The organism is Sphingomonas arenae, assembly GCF_016924655.1.
Classification (GTDB): Bacteria; Pseudomonadota; Alphaproteobacteria; order Sphingomonadales; family Sphingomonadaceae; genus Sphingomicrobium; species Sphingomicrobium arenae.
On the sequence record NZ_JAFFJU010000001.1, the window covers coordinates 617,008 to 635,289 of the forward strand.

General features: G+C 66.1%; 21 protein-coding genes. 16 read left to right on the plus strand and 5 right to left on the minus strand.

All coding sequences use genetic code 11. The features are described 5' to 3' along the window. Positions 1 to 38 precede the first annotated feature (38 nt). Genes pdxH through JT720_RS03120 form a run of 4 tightly spaced genes read left to right on the plus strand, consistent with a single transcriptional unit; the run spans position 39 to position 3,578 of the window. The gene (gene pdxH, locus JT720_RS03105; RefSeq protein WP_205479284.1) at positions 39 to 614 is read left to right on the plus strand and encodes a pyridoxamine 5'-phosphate oxidase; all 576 of its coding nucleotides are present in this window, start codon (positions 39 to 41) and stop codon (positions 612 to 614) included. After that, positions 611 to 1,537, plus strand: coding sequence for a cation diffusion facilitator family transporter (locus JT720_RS03110; protein WP_205479286.1), 927 nt, complete (start codon positions 611 to 613; stop codon positions 1,535 to 1,537). Before pdxH ends, JT720_RS03110 begins: the two co-directional genes overlap by 4 nt. Next, the gene (locus JT720_RS03115; protein ID WP_205479288.1) at positions 1,534 to 2,316 is read left to right on the plus strand and encodes a PhzF family phenazine biosynthesis protein; all 783 of its coding nucleotides are present in this window, start codon (positions 1,534 to 1,536) and stop codon (positions 2,314 to 2,316) included. Before JT720_RS03110 ends, JT720_RS03115 begins: the two co-directional genes overlap by 4 nt. Continuing rightward, on the plus strand, positions 2,313 to 3,578 hold the full coding sequence (locus tag JT720_RS03120) for an APC family permease (RefSeq protein ID WP_205479289.1): 1,266 nt from the start codon (positions 2,313 to 2,315) through the stop codon (positions 3,576 to 3,578). Before JT720_RS03115 ends, JT720_RS03120 begins: the two co-directional genes overlap by 4 nt. Here JT720_RS03120 and JT720_RS03125 read toward each other — a convergent pair whose 3' ends face one another. After that, the gene (locus JT720_RS03125) at positions 3,579 to 4,037 is read right to left on the minus strand and encodes an NUDIX domain-containing protein (protein WP_205479291.1); all 459 of its coding nucleotides are present in this window, start codon (positions 4,035 to 4,037) and stop codon (positions 3,579 to 3,581) included. 2 nt (positions 4,038 to 4,039) lie between these two features. Continuing rightward, positions 4,040 to 5,146, minus strand: a complete 1,107-nt coding sequence (mnmA, locus tag JT720_RS03130) for a tRNA 2-thiouridine(34) synthase MnmA (RefSeq protein ID WP_205479293.1) — start codon at positions 5,144 to 5,146, stop codon at positions 4,040 to 4,042. A 75-nt stretch (positions 5,147 to 5,221) separates the two neighbouring features. On the opposite strand from mnmA, the gene JT720_RS03135 reads away from it, so the two are divergent. From JT720_RS03135 to JT720_RS03145, 3 genes are all read left to right on the plus strand, one after another. Beyond that, positions 5,222 to 5,455: a hypothetical protein gene (locus tag JT720_RS03135; RefSeq protein ID WP_205479295.1), complete on the plus strand. Its 234-nt coding sequence runs from the start codon at positions 5,222 to 5,224 to the stop codon at positions 5,453 to 5,455. 93 nt (positions 5,456 to 5,548) lie between these two features. Then, positions 5,549 to 5,848, plus strand: a complete 300-nt coding sequence (sciP, locus tag JT720_RS03140; RefSeq protein WP_192584918.1) for a CtrA inhibitor SciP — start codon at positions 5,549 to 5,551, stop codon at positions 5,846 to 5,848. Between the two features lie 160 nt (positions 5,849 to 6,008). Further along, positions 6,009 to 6,281, plus strand: a complete 273-nt coding sequence (locus JT720_RS03145; RefSeq protein ID WP_192584919.1) for a GlsB/YeaQ/YmgE family stress response membrane protein — start codon at positions 6,009 to 6,011, stop codon at positions 6,279 to 6,281. A gap of 62 nt (positions 6,282 to 6,343) precedes the next feature. Here the strand turns inward: JT720_RS03145 and JT720_RS03150 are convergent, their stop codons facing one another. Then, positions 6,344 to 7,051 (minus strand): SIMPL domain-containing protein, encoded by a 708-nt coding sequence (locus JT720_RS03150; RefSeq protein ID WP_205479297.1) that lies wholly within the window; start codon positions 7,049 to 7,051, stop codon positions 6,344 to 6,346. 64 nt (positions 7,052 to 7,115) lie between these two features. Next, on the minus strand, positions 7,116 to 7,379 hold the full coding sequence (locus tag JT720_RS03155; protein WP_205479298.1) for a GlsB/YeaQ/YmgE family stress response membrane protein: 264 nt from the start codon (positions 7,377 to 7,379) through the stop codon (positions 7,116 to 7,118). 214 nt (positions 7,380 to 7,593) lie between these two features. Between JT720_RS03155 and JT720_RS03160 the strand changes: the two genes are divergently transcribed. From JT720_RS03160 to JT720_RS03195, 8 genes are read left to right on the plus strand one after another with little or no spacing between them, the layout of a single operon-like run. Further along, positions 7,594 to 8,787 carry an efflux RND transporter periplasmic adaptor subunit gene (locus JT720_RS03160; protein WP_205479299.1) on the plus strand — a complete coding sequence of 398 codons (1,194 nt, stop codon included), beginning with the start codon at positions 7,594 to 7,596 and terminating at the stop codon, positions 8,785 to 8,787. A gap of 18 nt (positions 8,788 to 8,805) precedes the next feature. Next, positions 8,806 to 11,937: an efflux RND transporter permease subunit gene (locus tag JT720_RS03165; RefSeq protein WP_205479300.1), complete on the plus strand. Its 3,132-nt coding sequence runs from the start codon at positions 8,806 to 8,808 to the stop codon at positions 11,935 to 11,937. Positions 11,938 to 11,969: 32 nt separating this feature from the next. Then, positions 11,970 to 13,244: a DUF445 domain-containing protein gene (locus JT720_RS03170; protein ID WP_419555381.1), complete on the plus strand. Its 1,275-nt coding sequence runs from the start codon at positions 11,970 to 11,972 to the stop codon at positions 13,242 to 13,244. Continuing rightward, positions 13,241 to 13,984, plus strand: a complete 744-nt coding sequence (locus tag JT720_RS03175) for a GNAT family N-acetyltransferase (protein ID WP_205479301.1) — start codon at positions 13,241 to 13,243, stop codon at positions 13,982 to 13,984. The genes JT720_RS03170 and JT720_RS03175 overlap by 4 nt, the downstream gene beginning before the upstream one ends. Before the next feature lie 9 nt (positions 13,985 to 13,993). Beyond that, positions 13,994 to 15,106 carry an RluA family pseudouridine synthase gene (locus tag JT720_RS03180; protein ID WP_205479302.1) on the plus strand — a complete coding sequence of 371 codons (1,113 nt, stop codon included), beginning with the start codon at positions 13,994 to 13,996 and terminating at the stop codon, positions 15,104 to 15,106. Then, on the plus strand, positions 15,103 to 15,774 hold the full coding sequence (locus JT720_RS03185) for an HAD-IA family hydrolase (RefSeq protein ID WP_205479303.1): 672 nt from the start codon (positions 15,103 to 15,105) through the stop codon (positions 15,772 to 15,774). Before JT720_RS03180 ends, JT720_RS03185 begins: the two co-directional genes overlap by 4 nt. Further along, positions 15,771 to 15,995 carry a hypothetical protein gene (locus JT720_RS03190; RefSeq protein WP_205479305.1) on the plus strand — a complete coding sequence of 75 codons (225 nt, stop codon included), beginning with the start codon at positions 15,771 to 15,773 and terminating at the stop codon, positions 15,993 to 15,995. The genes JT720_RS03185 and JT720_RS03190 overlap by 4 nt, the downstream gene beginning before the upstream one ends. Then, positions 15,992 to 16,687 carry an ATP12 family protein gene (locus tag JT720_RS03195; RefSeq protein ID WP_205479307.1) on the plus strand — a complete coding sequence of 232 codons (696 nt, stop codon included), beginning with the start codon at positions 15,992 to 15,994 and terminating at the stop codon, positions 16,685 to 16,687. The genes JT720_RS03190 and JT720_RS03195 overlap by 4 nt, the downstream gene beginning before the upstream one ends. Here the strand turns inward: JT720_RS03195 and gmk are convergent. Continuing rightward, positions 16,684 to 17,361 (minus strand): guanylate kinase, encoded by a 678-nt coding sequence (gene gmk, locus JT720_RS03200; protein ID WP_205479309.1) that lies wholly within the window; start codon positions 17,359 to 17,361, stop codon positions 16,684 to 16,686. The two genes, JT720_RS03195 and gmk, sit on opposite strands and share 4 nt — an antisense overlap. A 110-nt stretch (positions 17,362 to 17,471) precedes the next feature. Here gmk and JT720_RS03205 point away from each other — a divergent pair, with 110 nt between their 5' ends. Further along, on the plus strand, positions 17,472 to 18,200 hold the full coding sequence (locus tag JT720_RS03205) for a phasin family protein (RefSeq protein WP_205479311.1): 729 nt from the start codon (positions 17,472 to 17,474) through the stop codon (positions 18,198 to 18,200). Positions 18,201 to 18,282: the final 82 nt, after the last annotated feature.

Below are 18,282 nucleotides of genomic sequence, written 5' to 3' on the forward strand. Positions count from 1 at the left end.
CCTCGACTCCAGCGCAGAGGAGTCTAAATCAGCGCGCCATGACCGATCCCTTTGCCCTGTTCGCCGAGTGGTTCGCGGAGGCGCAGGCATCCGAACCGAACGACCCCGAAGCCATGGCCCTCGCCACGGCGAATCCGGACGGCCGTCCCTCGGTGCGCATGGTGCTGCTCAAGGGCCATGGCCCCGAGGGCTTCACCTTCTACACCAACCTCGACAGCCGAAAGGGCGGCGAGCTCGCCGCCAACCCCCATGCGGGCATCTGCCTTCACTGGAAATCGCTTCGCAAGCAGGTCCGCGCCACCGGTCCGATCGAGCGCGTCGCCGACACGGAGGCCGACGCCTATTTCGCCACCCGCGCCCGCGACAGCCAGCTCGGCGCCTGGGCCTCCGACCAGTCCCGCCCCCTCGACCGGCGCGAGACCTTCGAGCAGCGCTTCGCTGCCATGAAGTCCCGGTTCGAAGGCAGCGACGTGCCGCGGCCGCCGCGCTGGTCCGGCTTCCGCCTCGTTCCCCAAGAGATCGAATTCTGGGCCGACCGTGCGTTCCGTCTGCACGAGCGCCGACTCTTCACCCGCGCGCCCGACGGCTGGACCGAGGGCCTGCTCTTCCCATGAGGGTCACCGGCGACGCCCGCGCCCGCCTAACCCAGCGGGCGGCACTGGCCAGCGTCGCCATGGCGCTGGTCCTGCTCGGCGCCAAGGTCTGGGCGTCCATCGCCACCGACTCCACCGCCATGCTCGGCAGCCTTGCCGATACGGCGCTCGACCTTGTTGCCAGCCTCGTCACCCTGGCCGGCGTGCGCATCGCCGCGCTGCCGGCCGACCACGACCATCGCTTCGGTCACGGCAAGGCGGAAGCGTTGGTCGCACTAGGCCAGACCGTGCTCATCGCCGGATCGGCCATCGGCATTGCCTGGCGTGCCATTCATCGCCTGGTGGAAGGCGCACCGACCGAGAATGCGGAGCTCGGCATCGGCGTCAGCTTCGCGGCCATCCTCGGCACCTTCCTCCTGCTCGCCTATCAGAAGCGGGTCATCGCCCGGACCAGCTCCATCGCGATCCAGACCGACAATCTCCACTACAAGTCCGACCTGTTCCTGAACTCGGCCGTCATCCTCGCCCTGGTGCTCGACCAGTGGCTGCACGTCCGCGGCGCCGATGCGGCCTTCGGGATCGTCATCGCGGCCTGGCTCTTGTGGGGAGCGTGGAACGCGGCCCAGCATTCGGTCGACCAGCTGATGGACCGGGAATGGCCGATCGATAAGCGCGAGGCCTTCCTTGCCGCCTGTGCCGACTATCCCGAGCTCAAGGGCATCCACGACGTCCGCACCCGCTCCAGCGGAGCCCACGACTTCATCCAGTTCCACTGCTGGGTGCCGGAGGAGTGGACGGTCAAGGAAGCCCACGACAGGATGGACCGCGTGGAGGAAGACCTGCAACGCCGCTTCCCGGGCACGGAGATCTTCCTCCATCTCGATCCCGAGGGCCACACCGACCGGGAGGGCATGCTCCCGCACGAGATCACGGAGACACGATGATCCTGCCATTCTTCCAGGTCGACGCCTTTGCCGAGCGCCCGCTGACCGGCAACCCCGCCGCCGTCATGCCGCTCGAGCAGTGGCTGCCCGACGACACGCTCCAGGCGATCGCGGCCGAGAACAACCTCAGCGAGACGGCCTTCACCATCCCGTCCGACCGAGCCGACGCCGACTACGACCTGCGCTGGTTCACGCCGCTCGCCGAGGTCGACATGTGTGGCCATGCCAGCCTCGCTGCCGGCCACATCCTGCTGACGGGCGAGCAGGTCCGATTTGCCACCCGCTCGGGCATCCTCACTGTCCGACGCTCGGCCGATGACCTCCTCGAACTAAGCCTGCCGGCCGCCGAGCTGCGTGAGGTCGAGGAGCCCGAGCTGTGCGCTGCGCTGGGTCTTTCGAACCGCCCGGTCTGGCTCGCCAGCGAGTGCAACGACAGCGCCATCCTGCTGCTCGACAGCGAGGATGAGGTGCGTGCGCTCAGGCCCGATTTCGTGCGCCTGAAGTCGCTCCCGCGCATGGCCATCCCGACCGCCCCCGGCGACCGGCACGACATCGCCAGCCGGGTGTTCGTGCCCTATCTCGGTATCGACGAGGATCCGGTCACCGGCTCCGCCCACGCCGCCCTCGTGCCCTTCTGGGAAGAGCGACTCGGCCGCAGTCACTTCACCGCGTTGCAGGCCAGCAAGCGCGGCGGCGTTCTCGATTGCCGCCTCGCCGGCGACCGGGTGCTGCTCGGCGGCAGTTGCTTCACCACCATCGAGGGCAGCTTCCAGCTTTGAGCGGCCCCGCCGCCGACCAACCGAGCCTCCGCCGCGACATCGGTCCGCTCGGCTCGGCCCTGCTCTGCTTCAACGGGATCGTCGGCGCGGGCATCTTCGCCCTCCCCGGCACCCTGCACGCCCAGTTCGGCAGCTTCAGCCCCTGGCTCTTTCCCTTGTTCGGCAGCCTGTTCCTGCTGATCGTCATCCCCTTCGCCCGGCTCGCGGCCCTGTTCCCCGTCTCCGGCGGCCCCGTCGCCTACACCGCCGTGCTTGGCCGGCCGATCTCCTTCCAGGTCGGCTGGCTTTACTTCCTGGCCCGGGTGACGGCGCTCGCCGCCAACGCCACCGTGTTCGCCACCTATGCCGGAGCGCTCTGGCCGCCGCTTGGCACCACCCTCGGCCGAGCCGTCGTGCTCGTGACCCTCGTGGCGCTGCTCACCTGGATCAACCTCATCGGCCTGCGCCGGGCCGTTCGCGCCCTCGACGCGCTGAGCCTGCTCAAGGCCCTGCCGCTGGTGGCGCTGGCACTCTGGGCGCTCGCTTCGTCCGGCGCTGTGCCGTCCGGTCCGCCGCCCGAGTTCGGCGCCTTCGAAGCCGCCGCGCTCGCCACCCTCTATGCGTTCGTCGGGTTCGAAAACAGCGTCGTCCCAGCCGCCGAAACCCGCAGCCCGGAACGCACCATCCCGCGCGCGCTAATCGCCACGGTGATCGCCACCGCAGCGCTCTACACCCTGGTCCAGCTCGCCTATGCTGCGGTCATGCCACCCGGCCCCCAGCCGGACGCGCCGCTCGCCGCCATGGCCGAAGCGCTGATCGGCCCCGCGGGCATCCTGATCCTGAGCCTCACGGCCATGGCCTCGGTCGCAGGCAACCTCCTCGGCTCCCTCACCTCTACTCCGCGGGTGCTGCTCGGCCTTACGGACGAGAACTTGCTGCCTCGCTGGTTCGGCCGCGTGCACCCGGCTTGGCACACGCCGGCCAACGCCATCCTGTTCATGGGCGCGGTCGGCCTCGTTCTCGCACTCAGCGGCAGCTTCGTCTGGTTGGCCGTGATCAGCACCCTCGCCCGTTTGTTCATCTACGGCGCCAGTCTGGTCGCACTGCCGGTCGCCAGCCGGCGCCTCGCCCGCCCGCTCGGCCTCGCCATGCTCACCGTCACCGGCGCGGGCCTGCTGCTCTGCCTCTGGGCAGCGGCGCAGGCAAAGAGCGACTCCTGGGTCATGCTCGGCGCTTCGGTCGCTGTCGGTCTGCTGCTCTTCGTGCTGGCGCGCCGCCGCTAGCTAGAGCTTCGCCTCCAGCGCATCGAGGATCGGGCGCTGGCTCGGCAGGATCATCCTGCGCGCCTCCTCCAGACCCATCCACCGGGCCCGGTCCAATTCCGGGAAGCGCTGCATCTCGCCGCTGCGGGGCGGCCATTCCATCGTGAACTCGGCGCTGGTCATCGCCTCGGCGTCGAGGTCGCCTTCGACCGCGAACACTTCCACCACCTTGCCGCCCTTCTGCTTCACCGTGCACAGCGGGAACGGCACTTGCTCAAGCGCCATGCCCACTTCTTCCTCAAACTCGCGCATGGCCGCTTCCGCCAGCGCTTCGCCGTCCTCCACCGCGCCCTTGGGGATCATCCAGGCCCCGGCATCCTTGCTCCGCCAGTAGGGGCCGCCTGGATGGCCTAGCAGGACTTCCGTCCTTCCGTCGCGCTGCCTGAACAGCAGGATGCCGGCACTGACCGGTGGCGGCACCTTCAGGCCGCCTCGACCAGGTCCGCCGCAACGGTCTCCGCGATCCACCCCCCGCCGAGCAGCCGGTCGCCGTCATAGACCACCGCCGCCTGCCCCGGAGCCACGCCATATTCGGGCCGCTCGAAGATGATGCGGTCACCCTCTATCCGGGCGGGCACCGGAGCGCTCAGCGACCGGACCTTTACGGTCACCTCCCGCTGGTCCTCGCCAAGCCAGTTCAGCTCCTCCACCCGCGCTTCCGCCACCGCCAGCGCCCGTCGCGGCCCCACGACCAGCCGCCGCGTCTCGGGTTCGATCCGGACCACGTACAGCGGCTCCTTCTGCCCGCCGATCGTGATCCCGCGCCGCTGCCCGACGGTGAAGTGCACCACGCCCGGATGCTCGCCGATGACCCGGCCGCCTAGATCGACGATCTCGCCCGGCGCGGCGGTCTCCGGCCGCAGGCGCTTGACCAGCCCGGCATAGTCGCCGTCCGGGACGAAGCATATGTCCTGGCTGTCCGGTTTTGACGCAACCGTCAGGCCGGATTCCAGCGCGAGCCGCCGGACTTCGGACTTCGGCAGGTTTCCGAGTGGAAAACGGAGAAATTCGAGCTGATCTTGCGTCGTTCCGTACAAAAAATAGCTCTGATCGCGTGCCGGATCGGCGCCTTTTTGTAACTTAACGTGTCGCTCGGCGACGACCCGGCGCACATAATGACCCGTCGCCAGGCAGTCCGCGCCCAGCTCCCGGGCAAAGCCGATGAGGTCAGTGAACTTCACCCCCTGGTTGCACAGGCTGCACGGCACCGGAGTGCGACCCCGGGCATAATCGTCGGCGAACCGGTCGATCACTCCGCTACGGAAACGGCTTTCGTAATCAAGCACATAGTGCGGGATTCCGAGCCGGTCGCAGACCGTCCGCGCGTCGTAGATGTCCTGCCCCGCGCAGCACGACCCAGACCGCTTCACCGCCTCGCCATGGTCGTACAGCTGCAGCGTCACGCCGATAACTTCCGCCCCGGTCTGGGCCGCCAGCACGGCCACGACAGAACTGTCCACGCCACCAGACATGGCAACGACAATCCGTGCCTCCGCGAGAGGGCGATCAAGGTCGAAATTGATGGGCATTCGGCCGCTCTTTACCCCACATTCACTCATCCCCGCTAGACCATGCACACGGCATGCTGCCGAAGGACGCACGGATTGGCTCGATACGAGGGGAAACTGCAGGCGAATGGGGAGGCTTCGGCCGCGGAAATCCGCCTGATTCTGGCCAGCCACCCGAGCTGCGCGGTCACCGCGAGCGAGCGGCACAGCGCCCTCGTCTGCCTGCTCAGCGCCTCCGAAGGCTGGCGCGACGCATACAGCCGGGCCGGCGGAGCCTTCGCCGGCGATGATGAGGATGAGACAGGGTTAAAGAGTGTGAAGGAGGGATGACGCCTTTGTTTACCAGCGCGCTTCAGCTTTCTTTCAACGGGCGAACGGTAAACAGCGTCCACGACCACACCATTAACCGGGTTTGAGGAAGCAATGCTCGAGAATCAGAAGTTCAGGCCTCATCAAGTCATCGGCCCCCTCGGCGAGCCGTTGACGCTGGACTCGCTTCCTCCGCCCTCGACCACCCGTTGGGTGGTCCGGCGCAAGGCCGAGGTCGTGGCGGCAGTGCAGGGCGGTCTTCTGACGGTGGATGAGGCGTGCCAGCGCTACAGCCTCAGCCTCGAGGAGTTTGCCGGCTGGCAGCGCGCGGTGGACCGCAGCGGCATGCCGGGCCTGCGGGTCACCCGCATCCAGCACTACCGGCAGGTCTACGAGCGTCAGCAGCGCTACTGATCAGGCTCCGCAAGGGTCTGCGAACAGACAAATTTCGTTACGGGCACGTTATCGGTTAAGAAGCTGTTCCCTTGGCGGAACAAGTTGCGCGCATTGCGCGTCTTGGTCCGGCAAGGCCGCTGCATCTCAAGTAGGCGGCGGCACTGACAGGAGGGAACGCATGCTTACCTGGATTCTGATCATCATTGTCGGCGGCATCCTTGGCTGGCTGGCCAGCATCGTGATGCGTACCGATGCACAGCAAGGCATCCTGCTGAACATCGTCGTTGGCATCGTCGGTGCGATCCTCGGCGGACTGCTGCTTGCTCCGCTGCTTGGCGGTGGATCGATTACCAGCGGTGACTTCTCGCTGCCGAACCTGTTGATCTCGCTGCTGGGTGCGATCATCCTGCTCGCGATCGTCAACCTGCTGCGCCGCGGTCGAGTCCGCTAAACAGCGCAGGACACCAACAATGGCGGGCCGCTCGGGAGACCGGGCGGCCCGTTGCTATTCCACTACTGAAGCTCGAAACTCATGGTGACGCTGACCTGGAGCTGCTGCTCACCCGGGTCGATCTTGCTGCTGGCGTCCCGCGCCGCTTGCATCGCGACCGGCATCGGCGGCGGAACCGCAAAGCCCCCCGCCTCGCTGACGGACAAAAGGCGGGTCACCCGCATGCCCAGCGTACGTGCATAGAGGTCCGCCCGCGCGCGGCCATTCGCGATGGCCTTCGTGCGGGCTTCGTCGAGCGCCGCCTCGGGCTTGTCGATCGTCAGGGTCGGGCCGTTGATCTGATTGGCCCCCTCGGCGACCAGCGCATCGAGAATTCGGCCGGTGTTGCGGATATCGCGGAAGTTCACCGAGACCATGTTGGTCGCCTGATAGCCAACGAGCTGTGGCGACTGGTTCTCGACGTAACGGTAGTCGGGGTTCAGGCTGAGGCTGCTCGTCTGAATGTCGCGATCGGCCACCCCCGCGCGCTTGAGAGCGCTCCGAACCCGCTCCATGCGCCGGGCATTCTCGTCGATGGCCGCGCTGGCCGTGCTGCTGCGCGTCACCACCCCTGCCGAGATGACCGCGATGTCGGGAACCCGGCTCACCTCGCCCGTAGCCACGATGTCGAGCCGCGTCCCGGCAACCTGCGCCTGGACCGGCTGAGCGGCCGCAGCGGCGGGAACAGCCGCCGCGGCAAGCAATGCGCCAGCGATCTTCAAGATGGTCATGTGCTTCTCCCTTGAACCGGCGCCGAGACTGGTCCGCAGGCGCTGGCCCCAAGATGAACGGGGATCAGCGGCGTCTGCGAATGATGATCCGGTAGGCCAGCAGGATCAGGAACGCGCCGACGATCGCACCGATAATCCCGGCGCCGTCCATCGCGCTTTCCAGCCCGAGTTGCTGTCCAAGGAACCCTGCAAGCATCGCACCTGCGATCCCGAGCAGGATTGTGATGATGCACCCACCCGGATCACGCCCTGGCATCAGGAGCTTGGCGATCCCGCCGGCGATGAAGCCGATGATCACCCATGTCAGTGGATTGCCGTCTTCCAGCATGTGCGTGAACCCTCCTGTTGCGGGACATGTGCCCCATAGCCATCTAACCCGCACAATGGCGTGCCCACCATTCGCGGCGCAAGGGGCGTCATTGGTCGAAAAGCCATTGAGTGACAGCAGGCTCTAGGGCCCATTGCAACTAGTGACTTATTTCACTAATACAGCCGATGAGTCCCGTAGGGAGGGACGCGGCAAGGCAAGGAAGATGTTGCGCATGAACCGGGAAACGCGCCTCGAACGCGATGAAACGCTGATCGTCGTGGATCGCTCGAGCCGACGCCGCAACGTGATCATCGGCGTTGTGATTGCCTTGGCCGCGCTGGTGCTGGCGTACTTCATGTTCGCGTCCGGCGGGGATGAACCGGCCGCCGGCCAGGCAAAGGGTCCAGCCACGGCGCAGGCCGGCGGCGGCCAGATCCCGACCGTAAGCGTGGTTGTACCAGGCCAGAGCCAGGTTGCCCGGGTGATTACCGCGAGCGGAGCCCTTGCGGCCCGGCGTGACCAGCCCATCGGGGCCGCGGGCGCCGGTGGCCGGGTCAATGCCGTCCTCGTCGACGCGGGGACCTGGGTCAACGCGGGCCAGACGCTGGCGACGGTTGACCGATCGGTACAGGTCCAGCAAGCCTCCCAGCTTGCCGCCGCCGTCGAAGCTGCTCGCGCCAGTGCGGCGCTTGCGCAGAACGAATATGAACGCGCGGCTTCGCTCGTGAACCGCGGCTTCATCTCGCGGGCGGAGCTTGATCGCAAGGCCTCTGCGCGCGACCAGGCGAACGCCCAGGTCCGTGTCGCTCAGGCGCAGTTGGCGTCCACCCGTGCGGGCATCGGCCTCCTCGACATCAAGGCGCCGACCAGCGGCCTCATCCTTCAGCGCAATCTGGAGGTTGGTCAGGTGATCGGGCCGGGCAGCCAGGGGCTGTTCCGCCTCGCTCGGGGCGGCGAAATGGAGATGCGGGCCACCCTGTCACAGCAGGATCTTGCCGGCGTTCGGGTCGGCATGCCCGCTACCGTGACGCCGCTCGGGTCCGACCGGTCGTTCCGTGGCGCGGTCTGGCAGGTCTCGCCGGTGATCGATCCGACCAGCCGGCAGGGTGAGGTCCGGATCGCGATCCCTTATGACGCGTCCGTCCGGCCGGGCGGCTTCGCGGAAGCGCGGATTGCCTCTGGCACCACCAACGCTCCCTTGCTCCCGCAGAGTGCGGTGCTGAGCGATGACGACGGGAATTACGTCTATGTCGTCAACGCGAAGAACGAGGTCGAGCGGCGCGCAGTTAAGACCGGCAGCGTTGACGACAGCGGGGTGACCATCGTCGAGGGCCTGAGCGGCCAGGAGCGGGTCGTGCTGACCGCGGGGCCGTTCCTGAACCCGGGGCAGAAGGTCAATCCACGGCGGCAGGCGGCCGCGCGCTAACCAGGCGAGTTCAAGATCATGAATTTTCGTAACATCTCGGCCTGGTGCATCCGGAACCCGGTTCCGCCCATTGTCCTGTTCATCGCTCTGTTCCTGGCGGGCATCTACGCCTTTGCCACCATGGAGGTGACGGACAGTCCCGACATCGACTTTCCAGCCGCCCAGGTAAACATCTCGCAGCCTGGCGCCGCGCCGGCGGAGATGGAGAACCAGATCACGCAACGAGTGGAAGCGGCCATCCGCGGCGTGGAAGGTGTGGACGAGATCAACAGCTCTGTCCGCGAAGGCAACAGCAACACCTTTGTCCAGTTCAAGATCGGCACCCCCACCGATCGTGCGGTCACTGACGTGCGCGATGCGATTGCGCAGATCCGAGGCGACCTGCCGGACGGCATCCTCGAACCCCAGGTCCAGCGGGTGAACATCGGCGGGGACGGATTCGTGTTCATCGCCGCCGAGACCACGGACATGAGCCTGGAAGAGCTGTCCTGGTACGTGGACAACAAGGTCTCGCGACGGCTCCTCGGCCAGGAGGGTGTGGCCCAGGTCACCCGCGAAGGCGGCGTCGATCGGCAGATTCGCGTCGTGCTCGATCCTGCGGCGCTCCAGGCGCAGGGCATCACGGCAGCCCAGGTCAACCAGCAGCTGCGGCAGACCAACCTCAACGCGGCCGGCGGTCGCGCCGAAATTGGCGGGTCGGAGCAGACCGTCCGCGTGCTGGGCAATGCACAAACTGCCGCCCAGCTGGCAGACACCCAGATTGCGCTCCCCGGCGGTCGCTTTGTCCGGCTGGCGGACCTTGGCGATGTCCGGGACGCGTCGGCCGAAGTCCGCACCGCCGCCAAGCTTGGTGGGCGCCAAGTCGTGAGCTTCAACGTGGCCCGGGCCAAGGGCGCTTCGGACGTCACCGCCTATGATGCGACCTGGGCGGAGCTGCGGCGGATCGAGAAGGAGGATCCGCGGGTCAAGTTCGTGGAGATCAACAACTCTGTCGACTACACCAAAAACCAGTACAACAGCTCCATGCACGCCTTGGTCGAGGGCGCCGTCCTCGCCGTTCTGGTCGTGTTTCTGTTCCTTCGCGACATTCGGGCGACTCTGATTTCCGCGCTCGCCATCCCGTTGTCCGCGATCCCGGCCTTCTGGTTCATGGACTTGATGGGGATCAACCTGAACTTCCTCTCGCTGCTCGCTCTCGCCCTCGTGGCCGGCGTGCTGGTCGATGACGCGATCGTGGAGATTGAAAACATCGTCCGCCACATGCGCATGGGCAAGAGCGCCTACCAGGCCTCCATCGATGCGGCGGACGAGATCGGCCTGGCGGTTTTGGCGACCACCATGGCGATCGTCGCAGTGTTCCTGCCGGTGGCCTTGATGCCGGGCATTTCTGGCCAGTTCTTCAAGAACTTCGGCTACACGGTCGTGCTCGCGGTGCTGATGAGCTTGCTTGTCGCGCGAATGATCACGCCCTTGCTCGCGGCCTACTTCCTCAAGTCGCACGGCGTGCAGCCGCATGCCTCGGGCAAGTGGATGGAGCGGTACCTGAACGGGCTGCGCTGGACCCTCAAGCACCGCTGGACGACGGTGGTGGCCGGGTTCGCGATCCTCGGTCTCACCGGCTTGCTGTTCTCGCAGCTGTCCATGACCTTCCAGCCGGAGCAGGACGTTCCCAACAGCACGGTGCGGATCGGCCTTCCCCCAGGTGCTACGCTGGAGCAGACGCAGGACGTCGTTCAGCGGGTTGCCGACATCGTCGAGGAGCACCCCGACGTGAAGGACGTGTTCCAGCGCGTGTTCACGTCGACCGGCTTCATCAACGTCATCTACAATGAAGACCGCTCCAAGAAGAGCTTCGAGATCGAGCGGGAGATCACACCCAAGCTGGCGCAGATCCCCGATGCCCGGGTCAACTTCATGAGCCAGGGCGGCGGAGGTCCGGGCAGTGGTGGGCGCGCGATCACGCTGTATTTGGGCAGCGACGATCCGGTGAAGCTCAACGCGGTGGCGAACAAGATCGCCGACGAGATGGCGACGGTCCCTGAACTGGTCGCGCCGCGAGTCCAGGGCGACGACGTCCGTCCGGAGATCATCATCAAGCCCCGCTTTGACCTGGCCGCGGACCTTGGCGTCACCACCGCCGCGCTCGGACAGACGATCCGGATCGCGACCATCGGTGACATCGCGCAGAACAGCGCGAAGTTCTCGCTATCCGACCGGCAGGTGCCGATCATCGTCGGCATCTCGGAAGAGCAGCGCAAGGACATCGCAACGCTGCAGAACCTCCCGGTGCCGACGTCCAGTGGTGGTTCCGTGCCGCTGAAGTCTGTGGCCGACATCAGCTTCGGCTCTGGTCCGGTCACGGTGCAGCGGACGCAACAGATGCGCCGGATTGCGGTGGGTGCGGACCTCGCGCCGGGCCTCGTCAGCGGTGATGCCTGGAAGAAGATCGACGAATTGCCGACGCTGAAGAACATGCCGGAGGGAGTTCAGCGGCTGACCCTTGGTGACCAGAAGTGGCAGGGCGAGCTCATCCAGAACTTCGTCATCGCCGTGTTCGCCGGCATCGCCCTGGTGTTCGCGGTGCTGGTCCTGCTCTACCGCCGATTCCTGGCGCCGTTCGTGAACATGGGGTCGCTGATCCTTGCCCCGCTGGGTGCTGCCATTGCGCTGCACATCGCCGGCCAACCGGTCTCGCTACCGGTCTTCATCGGCCTGCTGATGCTGCTTGGCATCGTGGCCAAGAACTCCATCCTGCTGGTGGATTTCGCGGTCGAGATGATGGACCACGGAATGCCCAAGGACGAGGCGATCATCGAAGCCGGCCACAAGCGTGCTCAGCCGATCGTGATGACCACCGTGGCGATGGTGGCAGGCATGATCCCGGTTGCCCTCTCTCTGACGGGGGACAGCAGCTGGCGGGCGCCAATGGGCGTGACGGTGATCGGCGGCCTGATCTTCTCGACGGCGCTGACATTGATCCTGGTCCCGGCCTACTTCAGCATCGCGATTGATATCGAGCAGTGGATCGCCCGCAAGGTCGGCAGGTTCCTCCACGCGAGCGCCCATGAGGTACCGGAGGCCGTGCCGGAGCAGCGCGCTCCCGGGTCCCGCGGTGACACTCCGGGGGCCTTGCCGCAACCGGCGGAGTGAAACAGGAGCGCGGCTCGTCTATTGATGAGCGGATGAGCCGCGCAGACCCGTCGCCGAGGAGCCCCCTCGCCCGCTTCAATCCGGCCCAGCCCGGTGCGTCGGGGATGAAGGCGGCAGCCACGGGTCTGCTGATCCTGATGGCGGTGATCTTCTTCACCACGCGCGCGCTGGAGCCCGTCTATCCGTGGCTCGCCTATCTGAAGGCATTCGCCGAGGCCGCGATGGTCGGCGGCCTGGCAGACTGGTTCGCCGTCACGGCGCTGTTCCGCCATCCGCTCGGCCTGCCCATCCCGCACACCGCCATCATCCCGCGCAACAAGGATCGGATCGGCGATGCTCTCGCGACCTTTCTGCGGGACAACTTCCTTGTCGCCTCTGTCGTCGCTCGGCGGATGCGGACGATCGACCTTGCCGGAGCCGCGGGCCGCTTCCTCCAGGCGCCGAGCGGACAAGGCACGCGGATTCGGAAGGGCGCGTCACGCCTGATTGCCGACATCTTCGAAGCATTGGACGACGAACGTCTCGGTGGGATCGTCAAGGCGGCGCTCTCCGCGCGGCTGAAGCAGTCGGAGGTCGCTCCACTGCTCGGCCATGCGCTTGCGTCGACGATCAACGATGACCGCCACGTCCCGATGTTGGAGGCTGGCATCCGCGCCCTCGCCCGAACGCTCGATGCCAACGAAAGCCTGATTCGCGACCTCGTGAAGAAGCGCAGCAGTTGGGTGCTGCGGCTCGCCGGGCTCGACGAGAAGCTCGGCGACGCCATCCTCGAAGGGCTCCGCAAGCTGACGGTGGAGATGAGCACCGATCCGTCCCATCCCGTTCGTCAGAAGATGGAGCAGGCGCTCGCCGACCTCGCCAACGATCTCCAGAAGAACCCGGAGACCCAGGCCCGAGTCGAGCGGTGGAAGGAAGAACTGCTGGAGAACCGCTCCGTGGCGATGTGGATCGATGCCCTGTGGCAGCGTGGGCGAGCGGCGATGATCTCGGCCGCGCGGGACCCCGATGCGGCGTTCGCCGGCAAGCTAGGGGAAGTGCTACGGTCGATGGGCACGACGCTGGAGAGCGATCCTCGCATCCGAAGCGCAGTCAACCAGTTCGCCCGCCGTGCCATCGCAGGAATGGCCGCGAGTTATGGCGATTCCATCGTGAAGCTGGTCAGCGACACCATCCGGGGCTGGGACGCGCGGACGATTACCGCTCGCCTGGAGTCCGCCGTTGGCCGCGACCTTCAATATATCCGAATCAACGGCACGCTCGTCGGCGGGCTCGTCGGCCTCATCCTCCACGTGATCGACACGCTATGAGCCTGGATCCTGAAGCGCTGAAAGAGATGGCCGCGAACCGCGGCCTCAAGCTGCGCCGCTCGCGCATCCGCAATCCGGAAAAGCGGGGCTTCAACAGGTTCGGTCTTGTGAATGCGGCAGGCGAGGCGGTGTTCGGTTTCAGGCGGGACAAGCCCGCGGCCGATCTTCAGGAGATCGCCGATTACTTGCGTGGCGCAGAGGTGCAGGACTGGAGAGCTTCGCTGAAGGAGGTCGGAGCTGTGGTGCCCCGTTCCGGAGCTTCTGAGCCCGCCAGTCCGCCTGCCAAGAAGAAGTCAAAGCCAGATCCGACACCCGAGATCCGGGAAGCCCGGAAGGGGGACGCGGAGCAACTCGCCGCCCTGTTCGCAACGCTGGACCACCCGATCGACGCCAAGGCCGTGGCGGCGAACCTGAAGGTGCTGGAAAAGGCTGGAGAGCCGGTTCTGGTCATGGCCAAGGGGAAGGAAGTCATTGGGGTGATCGGCATCCATCGCACGACCAATCCTCATCGAACCTTCAACATCGGGCGGATCACGGTCCTTGCAGTGACAGAGGCATGGCGCGGCCGAGGGACCGGTCGTCTGCTGGTAGAAGAGGCCGAACGCCGCATGACGGCGATGGGGTGCGGCATGGTCGAGGTCACCAGCGCAGACCGCAGGGGCGAGGCTCACGCCTTTTACAAGCACCTGGGCTACGAGCGTACGTCCATCCGCTTTGCGAAGCCGCTTGCCAGAGGCTAGGGCGCGCGCATGACCAGCGATGTGCGCACCTTTACCGTCCGCGAGGACGACGATGGCATCCGCCTGGACCGCTGGTTCAAGCGCCACCTCCCCGACACGAGCTTCAACACCGTATCGCGCTGGGCCCGAACCGGGCAGTTGCGCGTCGATGGCAAGCGAGCGACCCCCGGTGATCGGGTCGAGACGGGTCAGACCATTCGCGTGCCACCTCCCGAAGCCCCTCCCGCCAAGCCTGCGCGCCCGGAGAAGCGCATTGTTCCGCTAACCCAGGACGAGCAGGCGTTCGTGCAAGAGATGGTCATCGAAACGGCACCCGACGCGTTCGTGCTCAACAAGCCGCCTGGCCTGGCGACACAGGGCGGCACCAAGACGAACCAGCATCTCGACCGTTTGCTCGACGGGCTGGCGGATCGGGAAGGCAATCGTCCGAAGCTGGTGCATCGACTCGACAAGGACACCAGCGGTGTGCTGCTGGTGGCCCGCTCCGCTCGCTCGGCTGCCTTCTTTTCTAAGAGCTTCTCGGGCCGGACCGCGCGCAAGGTCTATTGGGCGCTGGTCATCGGTGTGCCGTCGGCAGAGGAGGGGCTGATCGACCTGCCGCTCGCCAAGCAGCCGGGTACCGGTGGCGAGAAGATGCATGTCGACGAGGAGAATGGCCTTCCCGCCCGCACGCGCTGGCGGATGGTCGATCGGGCTGGAAACCGGGCTGCGTGGATCGAGCTTCAGCCGCTCACCGGCCGCACCCACCAGTTGCGCGCCCACATGGCCGCGCTGGGCCACCCGATTGTGGGGGACGCGAAGTATGGCGGCGCGGACGCGTTCCTCACGGGTGGGATCAGCCGCAAGCTTCATCTCCATGCGCGGCGGTTGAAGATCGACTCCCCGTCCGGCGTGATCGACGTCACCGCCGAGCTGCCGATTCACTTCGCGGAAAGCCTTGCCACCTTGGGCTTCGATCCCATGGCGGGCGACCACCTTCCGCTCGACAATCCAGACCCAGCCCGTGATCCTGAGGTCAAGAAGCAGCGGGTCGCCGCAGCGGCAAAGCAGCGTCGTCGCGAGCGCAAGGGAGAGCGTCGGTCGCGCGGCTCTACGCCGCAGCCGAAGGGCCGGCGTAAATGAACCGGCTGGCCATCTTCGACTGTGACGGAACGCTCGTGGACAGCGGGCACACCATCCACACAGCGCTTCACCGAACCTTCGAGACTCATGGCAGGGAGACACCGCCGCAGACCCAGTCCAAGCGGGTCGTCGGCCTTAGTCTGCATGAAGCTATGGCGATGTTAGCGCCGGATGCGGATGACACGGAACACGCGCGCATGACGCAGACCTACAAGGACGTCTTCTCCGAAATGCGTGCGCGGGGCTGTGTTCAAGAGCCGCTGTTCGAAGGTATCGCGCCACTGCTCGATGCGCTCGAAGCTGACGGCTGGCTGCTGGCGGTGGCCACCGGCAAGTCCGATCGCGGGCTCAAGCACTGTCTCGAGGTGCATGGATTGCTGGACCGCTTCGTGTCCCTCCAGACAGCGGACCGGAACCCGTCCAAGCCGCATCCTGGGATGGTGCTCGCGGCACTGGCGGAGGTGGGCGCAGATCCTGCCATGAGCGTCGTCATCGGCGACACGGCCTGGGACATGGGCATGGCTCGAGCCAGCGGCTGCGGCGCAATTGGGGTGGCTTGGGGCTACCATGACGAGGCTGAACTCTGGTCCGGGGGTGCCCACGCGATCGCAGCGAGCCCGCTCGAGGTGCTCGGCATCGCCGACCGGCTGGTAAGGAAGGCAGCGTGAGCAACGAGGAAGCGCTCTGGCGCAAGCGCTTCGCGATCTTCGCCTTGCTGAGGATCAGTGGCCTGCTCCTCTTCCTTTTAGGCATGGCCATCACCTTTTCGGACTTGATCCGCCCCGGCGGGTTCGTCGAACTCGGGCTCGTCGTCACCGGCTTGGGCCTTGCCGACGCTTTGCTCGGACCGGTCCTGCTGAAGCGCGTATGGGACAAGGAAGCCCGGTGAAGCGTTTCTGGAAGCAGGCCGCTGCGGTCGAGAGCAGTGGCGAGTGGCGTATCGAACTGGATGGCCGCCCGGTCCGCACTCCCGCGCGTGCGCTACTCGTGGTCCGGCAGCGCGCCATCGCAGATGCGATCGCGGCGGAGTGGCAGGGTGCCGGCGACACGGTCGACGCTCGAGCCATGCCGATGACGGGCCTTGCCAACGCCGCCATCGATCGCATCGCCCCCGATATCGAGAGCTTCGCGGCAGGGCTGGCGAAGTACGGCGAGGGAGACCTGCTGACCTATCGGGCTGACGGACCTCAGGTGCTTGTCGACCGTCAGGCGGAGCTGTGGGATCCGCTGCTGACCTGGGCCCGGCGGAGTTTCGATATCGATTTTGTCGTCACGACGGGAGTGACCTTCGTTTCGCAGCCGGACGCCACCGTGAGCCGACTCGCTCATGCCGTGCGAAGCCTCGAGCCCTTCTCGCTTGCGGGGCTCTCGCCCTTGGTTACCGTGGGCGGCTCACTGGTCGCGGCACTCGCCGTGGCGGAGCAGGCGATCTCCCCTGAGGAGGCATGGACTGCTGTCAGCGTGGACGAGGCGTGGCAGCTCGAAAAGTGGGGTTCCGATGCCGAGGCGGAAATCGCGCTGGAGAACCGCCGCCTGGACTTCCTGGCCGGTGCTCGATTCTTGGAACTTCTGCGCAGCTAGCGCTGGCCGGCGACCAGGTCGCGGGTGAAGGCTACCAGACCGACCTGCCGCTGGCGCTTCAGTCGCTCCGCGGCGACGATGGCACGCACCTGAGCCAGGCAATGCTCCGTTTGGTGATTGATGAGGACATAGTCATATTCGGCCCAGTGGCTGATTTCGCTCGCGGCACGCTGCATGCGGAAAGCGATCACCTCCTCGCTGTCCGTACCGCGTGACCGCAGTCGGCGTTCGAGTTCTTCCATCGATGGCGGAAGGATGAAGATGCGGACCAGGTCCTCGCCCATGGCAGCGTGCAGCTGCTGGGTGCCCTGCCAATCGATGTCGAACAGGATGTCGCGCCCGGCTTTCAGCGCCGCCTTTACCGGAGCCTTGGGAGTCCCGTATCGATAATCGAACACCGGCGCCCACTCGACGAATTCTCCATCCGCGATCATGCGGTCGAAATGTTCGGGTCCGACAAAATGGTAGTCCACGTCATCGACCTCGCCGGGCCGCTTTGGACGGGTCGTAGCCGAGATCGACATCGTTACCTCGTTATCCGCAGCAAGCAGCATCCGGCTGATCGTTGATTTGCCGGCCCCCGAGGGGGAGGAAAGAACGATCAGGAGCCCCCGTCGGCGGCGGCCAGTGATGGGGTCTACGGGAGCTTCGATGGGATCGCTGTCGAGGTCCATGCGGGTCCTTGGCAAAGCCGCCCACTGGGCGTCAATGCTGCACTGCACAAAAAGCGCTTGAAACCTACCGCAGTGCACTATATTGTGCAGTGCAACAGATAGGACGAATCATGGACAACATCGACGCAATCACCCCGATCGCCGACGCTCAGCCGACCGATGTCGCGGTCGAAGCAGGCGTTGAGAACAAGTCCGCTCCGAAGCGGGCGCGCCGGACGAAGGCGGCGCCGAAGGTCGTCGAAGCGGTCAAGAAGGTCAACGCCCGCCGCGTGCGGACGGAGAAGAAGCCTCGCGGCCGTCGTGCCGCCACTGCCGGCGCCGCGCCGAAGGCTGCCGCCCCGAAGATCGAGAAGGAAACCGTGATGAACTTCGATTCCGCCAACTGGATGAACAACTTTGCTTCGCTCAACACCCTCCCGGGTGCTGACAAGCTTCAGAACCTTTTCGCCGAGGTCGGCAGCCATGGTCAGCAGGCGGTGGAGCGTTCGCGCGCCGTTGCCGAGAACCTGGTCGAGATGACCAAGGCTAACGTCGAGGCTCTGGTCGAGAGCGGCCGGGTTGCCGCCGCCGGCGCCCAGACGCTGGGTCAGGAAGCCGTTGCCCGCACCCGTGAGGGCCTGGAGCAGGCCGCGACCCAGGTGAAGAGCCTCTCGGACGCGCAGTCGCCGACCGAATTCTTTCAGCTGCAGGGCGATTTCGCCCGCGTGCAGTTCGACCGCATCGTTGCCGACAGCTCGCGTTTTGCCGAGTCGCTGGTGAAGCTGGCCGGTGAGGCGATGCAGCCGATCTCCACCCGTGCGGCGCTGAATGCCGAGAAGCTGAACGAGCTTTCTGCCTGACCTCTCCTCCTCCTGTTCAGGCAAAAGGGCGGCCGTCTCCTTCGAGGAGGCGGCCGTCTCTTTTTGTGCCCATGTCGGCGGA